Origin of the sequence: Wolbachia pipientis, from assembly GCF_023661085.1 — a bacterium.
In the GTDB taxonomy this organism is placed as follows: Bacteria; Pseudomonadota; Alphaproteobacteria; order Rickettsiales; family Anaplasmataceae; genus Wolbachia.
Genome location: NZ_JAHDJT010000033.1, coordinates 1 through 11,178, shown reverse-complemented (window position 1 = coordinate 11,178; position 11,178 = coordinate 1). Strand labels below are relative to the sequence as shown.

The 11,178-nt window shown below is 37.2% G+C and carries 11 protein-coding genes; 7 read left to right on the top strand and 4 right to left on the bottom strand.

Annotation, left to right across the window (positions count from 1 at the left end):
* Positions 1-57: 57 nt before the first annotated feature.
* Both pheT and DM84_RS02210 read right to left on the bottom strand, forming a co-directional pair.
* The gene (gene pheT, locus DM84_RS02215) at positions 58-2,394 is read right to left on the bottom strand and encodes a phenylalanine--tRNA ligase subunit beta (protein WP_250778124.1); all 2,337 of its coding nucleotides are present in this window, start codon (positions 2,392-2,394) and stop codon (positions 58-60) included.
* 112 nt (positions 2,395-2,506) lie between these two features.
* On the bottom strand, positions 2,507-2,677 hold the full coding sequence (locus DM84_RS02210; protein ID WP_250778123.1) for a hypothetical protein: 171 nt from the start codon (positions 2,675-2,677) through the stop codon (positions 2,507-2,509).
* Positions 2,678-2,947: 270 nt separating this feature from the next.
* Here DM84_RS02210 and gap point away from each other — a divergent pair, with 270 nt between their 5' ends.
* Both gap and tatC read left to right on the top strand, forming a co-directional pair.
* Complete coding sequence (gene gap, locus DM84_RS02205; RefSeq protein WP_250778122.1) at positions 2,948-3,934, top strand: type I glyceraldehyde-3-phosphate dehydrogenase; 987 nt, start codon at positions 2,948-2,950, stop codon at positions 3,932-3,934.
* Positions 3,931-4,698 (top strand): twin-arginine translocase subunit TatC, encoded by a 768-nt coding sequence (tatC, locus tag DM84_RS02200; protein ID WP_250778121.1) that lies wholly within the window; start codon positions 3,931-3,933, stop codon positions 4,696-4,698. Before gap ends, tatC begins: the two co-directional genes overlap by 4 nt.
* Before the next feature lie 582 nt (positions 4,699-5,280).
* Here the strand turns inward: tatC and DM84_RS02195 are convergent.
* Positions 5,281-6,369, bottom strand: a complete 1,089-nt coding sequence (locus DM84_RS02195) for a Fic family protein (protein WP_250778120.1) — start codon at positions 6,367-6,369, stop codon at positions 5,281-5,283.
* Between the two features lie 142 nt (positions 6,370-6,511).
* Between DM84_RS02195 and hemC the strand changes: the two genes are divergently transcribed.
* Together hemC and murB are read left to right on the top strand one after the other, a co-directional pair.
* A complete protein-coding gene (hemC, locus tag DM84_RS02190; RefSeq protein ID WP_250778119.1) occupies positions 6,512-7,390 on the top strand; it encodes a hydroxymethylbilane synthase in 879 nt (292 codons plus the stop codon).
* A complete protein-coding gene (murB, locus tag DM84_RS02185) occupies positions 7,381-8,268 on the top strand; it encodes a UDP-N-acetylmuramate dehydrogenase (protein ID WP_250778118.1) in 888 nt (295 codons plus the stop codon). Before hemC ends, murB begins: the two co-directional genes overlap by 10 nt.
* Here murB and DM84_RS02180 read toward each other — a convergent pair.
* The gene (locus DM84_RS02180) at positions 8,265-8,444 is read right to left on the bottom strand and encodes a hypothetical protein (RefSeq protein WP_250778117.1); all 180 of its coding nucleotides are present in this window, start codon (positions 8,442-8,444) and stop codon (positions 8,265-8,267) included. The genes murB and DM84_RS02180 overlap by 4 nt on opposite strands.
* 170 nt (positions 8,445-8,614) lie before the next feature.
* Between DM84_RS02180 and DM84_RS02175 the strand changes: the two genes are divergently transcribed.
* From DM84_RS02175 to DM84_RS02165, 3 genes are read left to right on the top strand one after another with little or no spacing between them, the layout of a single operon-like run.
* Entirely contained in the window at positions 8,615-9,241 is a 627-nt protein-coding gene (locus DM84_RS02175) for a TRP75-related protein (RefSeq protein ID WP_250778116.1), read from the top strand.
* Positions 9,242-9,257: 16 nt separating this feature from the next.
* A complete protein-coding gene (gene ispG, locus DM84_RS02170) occupies positions 9,258-10,532 on the top strand; it encodes a flavodoxin-dependent (E)-4-hydroxy-3-methylbut-2-enyl-diphosphate synthase (protein WP_250778115.1) in 1,275 nt (424 codons plus the stop codon).
* A gap of 15 nt (positions 10,533-10,547) precedes the next feature.
* Positions 10,548-10,766 carry a hypothetical protein gene (locus DM84_RS02165; RefSeq protein ID WP_250778114.1) on the top strand — a complete coding sequence of 73 codons (219 nt, stop codon included), beginning with the start codon at positions 10,548-10,550 and terminating at the stop codon, positions 10,764-10,766.
* The last annotated feature ends 412 nt before the right edge of the window (positions 10,767-11,178 follow it).

Here is an 11,178-nt window from a genome sequence, read left to right as displayed (position 1 = left end):
CAACTGGTTGAAATATAGTAACTTTTATTAGTGCTACTCATAGCTGCAAAGTTAAAATTAGCTATACCTCAAAACCCCTCCGGCATTTTCACGTACCAAGTTAACTATAGCACTTGATTCTTTTTGGATTTCCTCTTCGGTTAAAGTGTGAGTTGGAGAGCAGAAGGTAACTGACAACGCTATAGACATCTTATTCGGTTCCATATTATTTCCATGGTATACATCAAACACTAAAACCTCCGTGATGAGCTCTGAACTTTTTTTCACTATATTGATTATATTACCTGCTGCTACATCTTTATTTACAATAAACGCAAAGTCGCGCTTTACACTTTGATATTTATAATCGGTAAACTTTTTTCTACTTACAGGTAAATTTCTGATATCTTCTAATATCAACTCAAAGCCTACAACTTTTTGCTTGATATCAAAAAAATCCAGTATGCTTGGATGTAGTTCCCCAAAATGACCAACTATTTTACTTCTAAAAGATAAGATGCCTGACTTTCCTGGGTGGTAATATTCTTTTTCTGCTCTCTCTATCGTTAAATTATCACAATTGACATTAAAGAATTCCAAAGCCGTTATAAGGTCAGCCTTTGCGTCAAAAATATCTATTTTCCTATCAGTGTTATAATGGTTTCTTGGTAAATTACTTCCTGACCTAATTCCACTTAGAACATACTTAGGCTGATTGATACTATCGTACACTGGTCCGATTTCAAAAACTGCAAGGTCAGGCGTTCCATGGGCAATATTATCTGCAGTGATTTGCAATAAATTGGGTATGACACTTGGTCTCATTATGTTGAGGTTGTTATTGAATGGATTATCGATAATAAACAACTTGTCCGAATAACCAAACTTTTCAGCTGTAGATTCACTCATAAATGACCAAGTGAACACTTCATGAAATCCTCTACTTGTCATTAAAATGCGTAAACCATCGTGCGTATTGGTTTCTGCCTCAATATCTCCTGTTAGTGGCTCTTCCTTTATTTTATCATAGCCATATATTCTCACTACCTCTTCAACTAGATCAGCCAATATGGTTACGTCTGGTCTCCAGCTTGGCACTTGTACACTCCAATTATTTTCAGTTTTTTTATCAATGCTGAACCCTAGTTTTGTTAAAATATCGAATGTCTCGTCAGGCGATACAGATACACTTCCAAACTTGTTTATATCTTGATAATCAAAGTTCACTTTGGTGTCAGCTTTATCCAAACTGCCAGCAGACACCACACTTGAGGCTTCTCCACCACATAACTCTAAGATCATCTGAGTCGCAAGACTTAGTCCATCAAGGGTAAATTCAGGGTCGACTGAACGTGCAAATCTGTAACTTGAATCTGTGGAGATGCCGAGCTGCCTTGAAGATTTGGTAATAGAGATAGGGTCAAACCAAGCAGACTCTAAAAAGATATCAGTAGTTTCAAGCGTACACTCGCTACACTGGCCACCTATAATTCCAGCAATTGCATGAATATTTTTATTATCAGAAATAACGCTTATGTCTTTGTTTAATAAGTATTCTTTATCGTTTAAACCAATAAATTTTTCTCCGCTATTTGCTTTGCGTACTACGAGCTCTCCTTCTATCTTTTTTGCATCATATGCGTGCATTGGGCGGCCAAAAGATATCATAATATAATTAGTAACATCAACTATTGCAGAAATGCAGCGCGTTCCTATCGATTGCAGCCTATCTTTTAGCCATTTGGGGCTCTCTTTATTTTTTACATTGGCAATGTATACTCCACTAATAAAACTTTCTCTGTCAGTAACTTTGACATCAATTGGTGAACTTATAGGGCAGGTGAGTTGTGGAATGTTTAAAGCCTTCAATGTTCCAATTCCAGTTGCTGCCAAATCGCGGGCTATTCCGTAAACGCCTAGGCAGTCTCCACGGTTTGGAGTAACGTTTATATCAATTACAGGATCGCAATTGAAAAATTTATCTCCTACTTTATAATCATCAGAAAGCTCAATTATTCCTTCACTTTCTTCTTGCATCAGCGCGAGTTCAGAAGCAGAGCAGAGCATCCCTTCACTTAGCACTCCTCGTATTTTTGTGGGCTTAATTGTAAAGTCACTTTCTGGTAACGTGCTACCAAAAGACGCAAGTACAGTTTTCATGTCTCCTCTGACGTTGCTTGCCCAGCAAACTATCTGCAGGACTTTACTTCCATCGTCTACTTTACATAACTTTAATTTATCAGCATTTGGGTGAGGCATAACTTCTAATACTTTTGCAACAACAAACCCGGCCAATTTGGCATTATCGATTACATCTTCTACTTCCAACCCTATGTGGGTTAACTTATTGATAATTTCTTCTAAACTAGCATTGGTTTCTAAGTGCTCTAGCAACCAAGATAATGTGAATTTCATCGATCTAAAGAGAAACAAAAAAGCTATTGTAATATAAAATGTAGTGCTTTTAAAGTTTGTTGTAGTGGAATACTTCTACACCACAAACCATGATGTAGAAACTATTGTAATTTTATATATCCTTGCGTAGCGAATTTATCTTTCTCATGTCACCTTTGAAATCCACCTCCATGCAGAGCTTAGTGTTCATATTATGGTCATCTATATGGAAGTTATAAATGTAAGTATCAGTAGTGAAGTTTCCTATTGTATGATGACTTTCATCTAGTATTTCGCTTTCCATGTGGTAACGGCCAGTGCCTTCGTTAAAGGAACAATCTGTCAATTTGATGTACCCGTTGCCTAATTCCTGTTCTAGGCTTAAATGTTGATACAACCTATTTCATTCATGATATACTTCGCTAAAAGATTAAACTATAATTAAGACAACATGTTAAGTCAAGTTGTTTAACAACTCTAACTATGGATTAGGAAATTAGTTTAGGTGATTTTGTATGTAAACCTTTTAATTCCTGTTCTTTATCCTCTATAATTAGACTTTTTGAATGAAGAGATGAAAATTCGTGTAGGAATTAACGGTCTTGGCAGAATAGGCAGAAGCGTATTACGTGCTATTTTCGAAATAGAAAAATATAATAAGCAGATAGAAGTTGTGGCAGTGAACGGGTCACTCAGTGCTGAGCAGCATGCACATTTGGTTAAGTATGATTCTGTTCATGGCAAATTCAGTGGTGATGTTGATTTTGACGAGTCTGAAAATTGGATTTCTATAAATGGCAGAAAATTTTCTCTATATAGAGAACGGAGCCCTGAAAATATTCCTTGGAATGTTGATGTAGTGCTTGAATGCACAGGTGCATTTAACAGGTATGTGGAAGCAACAAGGCATAATGCGACAAAAATAATTGTCTCTGCTCCAGTTTCAGATGCCGATGTAACTATAGTTTATGGTGTGAATAACGATATGCTCAAAAAAGAGCATAAAGTGATATCAGCTGGCTCTTGTACTACAAATTGTCTGGCTCCGGTTGTGCAGGTTCTACACTCCAATTTAGGTATAAAAAGCGGCTTTATGACTACTATACATGCCTATACGAATGATCAAAATATTCTCGACGGTAATCACAGGGACTTACGTAGGGCAAGGGCTTGTGGTTTATCTATGATACCAACAACAACTGGAGCAGCAAAAACAATTGGCTCTGTCATTCCTAAGTTAAAAGGAAAGCTAGATGGCACTGCCATCAGAGTTCCGGTTAGCAATGTTTCTCTGGTTGATTTTAAATTTACAACCGATAAGAAAGCAACAGTCGAGGAAATAAATGAAATATTTGAGAATTCAACAAACGATGTGCTTTCTGTATGCAAGGAACCTTTAGTTTCAACAGACTTTGTGCATAACCCTCATAGTGCGATCGTAGATCTAGCCGGTACATACGTCACAGGTGATGTTTGTAGAGTTGCAGCGTGGTACGATAATGAATGGGCCTTTTCGCTGAGAATGTTAGACATAGCATTATTGTGCTATAATAGAGTATGAATAAGAACCCAAACAAATATGCTTCGTTTTATGAGCACTTTGCAGAACTCAGGAGAAGGGTTATTTTTTGCTTTCTATTTTTTTGCATTGCTTTTGGTTTTTGCTACTACTTTAAAGAAAGCATATACCGTTTTTTACTTGCACCTTTAATAGAAGTTACAAAAGATAGCGATGATTTTTCTCTAATCTATACAGACTTAACAGAGGCGTTTTTTGTGTATCTCCGAGTTGCGTTAATGAGCGCGCTTTTGTTTTCTTTTCCCGTGTTTGCATGGCAATTCTATATGTTTTTAGCACCTGGCTTATATAAAAGCGAAAGAGCAGTGCTGTTGCCATACTTGATTGCAACGCCAGTTTTGTTTATAACGGGAGCTGCGGTAGTTTATTACTACATATTCCCTTTAGCCTGGAAGTTTTTTATTGCTTTTGAACATAGCGGCAAATCTTTCGGTATACCAATAGAATTTATGCCATCAGTCAGTGAATATTTAGACCTAGTTCTCCAATTCATGTTTGCGTTTGGTACTGCATTTCAAATTCCAGTCATACTCACGTTAATGGTCAGGGTTGGGCTGCTTACCGCGCAAAGCTTGTCGAACAAGCGCAGAATCGCGATAGTGGTAATTTTTATTATTGCTGCAATCTTAACTCCACCTGATGTATTGAGCCAAGTAGGACTTGCTGTACCAATGTTGATTCTATACGAATTGTCCATTTTAGTTTGCAGATATATTGAAAAGAAGAAAACAAAGAATGATGCTTAACGTTTGCATAACTATATAGCTTTTAACAGCGTGTTGGACTTGACAAAAACAAAAAAACTGCTTGACAAATTCTGCCAACCCCATTATTACAACAGTAAGGGTATTTCTAACTCAAAACTTGTTTTTGATCTGCAGGCTCAATGACAAAATTCAGTAAAAAACTCAGGGTATTTTTTGGCGGATTGTATCAAATTATAGCGGCTGCATGTCTTTTTCATTTTTTCTACATTCAGCCAAATCGCGCTTGAACTAAGCGTCAGTAAATTATTATAGCGCCAATTTAAAGTATTATAGAGTCAAAACTCGCCACTCGGGATTTCTTTGCCTTTTTTTCGCTTGGTAAATTTCTTAAATATTTATTACTAAAGTAGTATCCTGGATTCCAGTGTCAGCTACTTGGATGACAAGAAGAGGGGCGACTTGGATGAAACCCGCAAATTATCTGCTAATTGCAATGTTCGTACAGCTGTGCACGTGACACTGAAATCCAGTATAGCATACCGATAAAATGCAGATAATACTATATTTATGAATTTGATAGCTCTTTCAAAGCAACTCTGATTTCTTCAATTAATGCTTCGGTTAGTCTGAGATCAAATCTTCATATTGCTTGCTAAGCTTGTATTTTCTTCCTCTGTTGGAAAAGTCTACAACTTCAATAAATCCCATTTCTACCCACTTTTTACAAAGTTGCGCACTGGTACGAGGTTTAAAATTAAATAATTTGCCTATTTGACTAGCTGTGATAGTGGAAAATTCTCCGAAGAGCTCAAGAGCCCTACGCTGTTTAGGGTCAAGCTTACGTATAAGATCAGCCTGATCAGTTCTGTGCCCTTCTTCATTTATACGCTGCAACACGTTCTCAAATGAATTTGCCATTCCTTCTACAAAATAATCCACCCATTTGGTAATATCTGCTTCAGCTCGTCCCATATAGTAGTTATGCGATGGACCTATACTGATTGCTTCGTAATACGCCCCAAGATTTTTAGCGTAATATTCTTCCAATGAGTAAAGTCCCTTTAGGTCATATCCACCAAGGTGTAAAATTAATGTAGTCAGCAATCTCGCAGTACGACCATTACCATCATAGTAAGGGTGAATTGTTACAAATTGATAATGCACGATACCTGCAATAATTGGGCAAGGCGCTTGTTCACTGTCACGAATCCAATCTACCATACTGCCCATGAGCTTTGGCACATCCTTTGCTTCAGGTGGCATATAAATTATTGCACGTGTGCGACTGTCACGAATAACGTTTTGACCATCTCGATAAGGGGTTGGTTTTACCTGAGATTTTCCACCTGCCATTACTAGGGCATGTAGTGTTTGAATAGTTTTCTCAGTAATAGGTATTCCCCTTGCTGCCCATTGTTCAATTTGGGTTAAAGCTGCATAATATCCTTTAACCTCATTTTCATCTCTCTCGTACTTTGGGAAGTGACCTTTATGTTTTAAAATCTCTTCAATCTGCTTAGGCTCAAGTCGGTTTCCTTCAATCATAGTGGAATAGTGTGTGGTATAGAGCCGTGCAGTTTCACGAAGAGACGAGAGCATTGATACAGTGATTGGCAAATGCAACACTTTTTCTTTTGCTGCTTCGATTCTCATAAGACAGCTAGCAATCTTGGAGGTAATTGCATAGTTTGGTGCAAACTTTATCGGCATAATATCTGCATTACATTATCCTTATAGTATGCTGATAAAATGCAGATAATGCAACTCTAGCGATCACAGACTTGAATTCTATAATATTTCGTGTCACATTGCTTAGGGATACTGCACCTAAGAAATTTTAATAGCTACACACATGTTAATCAGAATAGGTACCAGAGGAAGCAGCCTTGCGATTGCTCAAGCCTTAGAGGCAAAACAAAAGTTGCTGGACTCTTTTCCTGGCTTATCTGCTGAGATCATTGAAATAAAAACTTCTGGTGACAAATATGCAAATGCAAACCTCGCTGAAATAGGAGGCAAAGGACTGTTCCTCAAAGAAATTGAGACTGAACTACTTGAGAATAATATAGACATGGCAGTTCATTCGCTGAAAGATGTCCCTGCATTTTTTTCGAAAGATTTAGTAATTCCTTGTGTTTTAGAGAGGTTAAGTCCATGTGACACATTTATTTCTAATAAATATGACAGCCTTGAGTCTTTGCCGCAGCGAGCATTGATTGCAACTTCCTCAATAAGAAGAAAAGTTCAGCTACTAAATTTCAGACCAGATATAAATATAGTGCCACTTCGCGGAAACGTGACAACTAGATTGCAAAATCATAGTTTTGATGGAATAATTCTAGCTGAAGCAGGTCTCATAAGGTTAAAGAAACATCACTTAATTACAGAGGTATTACCACCAAAAATCATGTTAAGTGCAGTAGGGCAGGGGGCAATTTGCATTCAATGTCGAAAAAATGATGTAAGAATTATCGATCTTTTAGAGAAAATTAATAATAATATGTCTTTTATAAGGGCAAAATCGGAACGTAGCTTCATGAAGACAGTAAATGGTTCATGCTTTACACCACTTGCAGCTTTGGCAGAATATGTGAGTGAGAATATGCTACATCTTCGTTGTATGTTAGCAGACGAAAAAAACATATACTTTACTGAGCGCACTTCATTTGCAGAAGATGCAGAAAAAATGGGTATGGATGCAGGATTAGAGTTGAAATCAAAATGCTTATAAGCTTGCCTAAAGTACGTGGAATCTATCGCTATAATGTTTCGATGTCTAAAATGACGTGGTTGAATGTCGGTGGACAAGCTGATGTGTTGTTTAAACCACGTGATATTAAAGATTTAACATGCTTGATTAAAGATAACGAATTGCCAATTAACGTTATCGGTGCAACATCTAACATAATAGTGCGAGATAGTGGTATTCGAGGCATAACAGTGAAATTGGGTAAGGAGTTTGCGTATATTAAATGTAAAGGTAGCAATTCCATCGTTGCAGGTGGCGCTGCGCTACTTAGCAATCTCGCTTACTTTGCCGGGGAACAACAAATTAGTGGACTTGAGTTTTTGGTTGGAATTCCAGGTACAGTTGGCGGTGGACTAGAAATGAATGCAGGTGCGTATGATAGTGATATCGCAAGTGTTGTGCAATCCATAAAGGCAGTGAACTTAGAGGATGGAAATCTATATGAATTCTCCAGCGACGAGATGGGTTATTTTTACCGTGGGCATAATTTAAGAGGACGGTGGATTTTTGTTGAAGCTGAATTTAAAGGGGTAAGTTCAGAGCACGAGATTATATTGCGTAGGCTAAAGGAAATTATCGATAAAAAAAACAAAAGCCAACCAATAAGAGGAAAAACTGCTGGTTGCATATTCAAAAATCCAAAAGACTACCAAGCATGGGAATTGATTGACAAATCCGGCTGTCGAGGGTTAGATAACGGTGGAGCTAAAATTTCTAAGAAACATTGTAATTTTCTGCTCAATTACAATAATGCAACTGCATCTGACTTGGAAAACCTTGGCAACAGGGTAAGAGATGCAGTGAGAGATAAGTTTAACGTTGAACTTGAGTGGGAAATAAGGGTTTTAGGTAGCTATTAGGCGGTTTTTACAGCTGCTATATTTCCCAGTTGTTCAATACTATCTATCTTAATTTTCAAAGTGTTCTTTATAAATTTATTAGCTTGGTCTTTGCTCATAAAAACTGTACGTTTGTTGGGCATTAATTTCTTTATAGTGTCTCTATCTTCTTCGTTATCTGTATATTTTAGAAGCATATTAATAAAAAGAAAACAGGAATTAGATAAGCGAGAAAGACGCATATAAAAAATATAAATCTTGCCTGTGTTATGAAATCACCATTCATTATAAAGTTAGTAAAGATTCTGGTTTACTTAAAGTCCGTTAATTGTTATTTTTTAAAAGACAGTATTTACTATAGCGCCATATGCTTAGGATTTTTTCTGAAGTTTTATTTATATTAGTGTTTTTGGGTTTTAGTCTTTTTGTTTCACATAATACTGAAGCTAAATCTAAGGTGAAACTTAGTAAGAAATATGTACCACAAGGTAATCCTGGCGGTACAAACTTTCATGAAGATGAGGATTTTGCTGAGTCATATAGACTATATGAAAAGCGCAGGGAACTCCTAAAGAAAAAAAAGTTGCAAGGCCGAGCTAATGCTAACATAGACAAAGAAAGCCTAGCCAAGAAATTAAAAGAAAAAAAAATTGCTCTCCTTAATAATAAACCAAGTGACATGGAAGCTTGTATAGTCGACGATGGAGAGGATGCTATGGTAAATCAGCATGGCATCAACATCGCACGCCTGAAAGGAGCTGTATTCATAGATCAAGCTCAATATGAAGGTGAGCAACTTGAAAGCAAACGACAGGAAGAAAAAAAGGCTACTACAACACGAGAGAAAAAAATTTCCCCTATAAATGTTACTATAAAAGACACTCCATCAAAAAAAACATGCTCGCGTGATTCCATTGCCGATCTAAATAACGTAACGCAACATAGCTTGAACGGTTCGGATTCATTTGGAAATGTAGCTGATACAGCAAAATAGGTTAGTCATTAATGACATGTTGAATGAGGATTTGGTAGATTATAACTTGAGTGATGAATCCACCTCTCGACATAAGACTCATACTGTAAAAGTTGGACAAGTGAAAATAGGTGGAAATAATCCTATAGTTGTTCAATCCATGGCACTTGGTGTACACATAGATCCTAACGACATAAAAAGCAGTGCTAAGCAATATGCAAAAGAAGTAATAGAACTAGCGCGTGCGGGTTCGGAGTTGGTAAGAATTGCTTTGAATTCAGAGGAAGTAGCAAAAGCAATACCTTATATAGTAGAAGAGGTAAATAAAGGAGGTTTCGATAGTAAGATACTGGTAGGTTGTGGGCAATATGAGCTGGACAGACTAGTTCAGGATTATCCAGACAACATCAGGATGCTGGGTAAAATTAGGATAAATCCAGGCAATATAGGCTTTGGCGACAAACGTGACGAAAAATTTGAAAGGGTTATAGAGTATACAATAAAGCACGACATTCCGATTAGAATTGGAGTAAATTGGGGCAGCCTTGATAAGTACCTTTTACAAAAATTAATGGATGAGAACTCCTTGTCTAGTAATCCAAAACCTTCTGATGTTATATTGCGCAAGGCACTTGTAATGTCGGCTCTGAGCAGTGTACAGAAAGCTGAAGAAGTTGGCCTCAGCGCGGATAAAATAATCATTTCGTGTAAGGTTAGTAAAGTGCAAGATTTAATCTCAGTTTACACAGCGCTTACAAAATCTTCCAATTATGCTTTGCACTTGGGCTTAACTGAAGCTGGCATGGGCAACAAAGGCGTGATAAATACTACGGCAGGGCTTACTTACTTATTACAAAATGGTATTGGAGACACGATACGTGCTTCTTTAACTCAACGCCCTGGCGAGTCGAGAATTAGTGAGGTAATAGCATGTCAAGAAATATTGCAGTCTATAGGTTTACGCTACTTTAACCCTCAAGTCAGCTCATGTCCCGGGTGTGGACGCACAAATAGCGATCGTTTTCGGGTATTAACTGAAGAAGTAAATGATTACATAAAAATTCGCATGCCGACCTGGAAGAAACAAAATCCAGGTGTGGAGCACATGAGTATTGCTGTTATGGGATGCATCGTAAATGGCCCTGGAGAGAGTAAACACGCAAATTTGGGAATCAGCTTACCAGGATATGGAGAAAAGTCCGTTTCAGCAGTTTATAAAGACGGCAAATACTTTAAAACTTTACAAGACAATAACATCTTTGGAGAATTTAAGACAATTATTGATAACTATGTGAAGGAGCATTTTACATAATCATCCAAGGGCGTCATGCCAGTGCCTCCTTCTCTTGTTATTCTAGCATCCCTTTTATCACCTTTGATTGTAGGGGGAATAATTGGTTCTACGCGCCCACTAATTGCATATGTTGGTATTGGTGTTTTATTGCTTATGGATAAGATTCCTTTCGACAAAACATATTGTAATACATACGATCAAAATAGCTTTAGTAAACTGGTTATACCTCTTATAACCCGAACTATGGATTAGAAATTGGGTATAATATCAAAAAAAAGAATAGAAAATCAGCAAGTTATACGATCACTAATCCATGCATAACAGAAAGTTTGCTAATACCAATTGCTGGTCGAAAAGTGTTGAATATCAGTAACTTACAAATATCCGAAGTAAAAATGATTTTATGCTATTAAAATTAGTGTAGAAAAACTCAGAATTTCAGGAGCTTACATCAGGCTAATCCATAGTTCGGGTTTATAGCACATGTTGGTATTTCTTTTGGAATCGGAGCAGGCTTAGTTGCCCTTAGCCTTAAATCTTCCCTGGCTATAGCTGTCTTAGCTCCAATAGCATGCAAAGCTATCATGTTACTTTTTAGTGCGATAACTGAACCATACGCGTCAAGTTAAGGAAAGAAGATGTGAAAGAGAACAGAATAATAAGG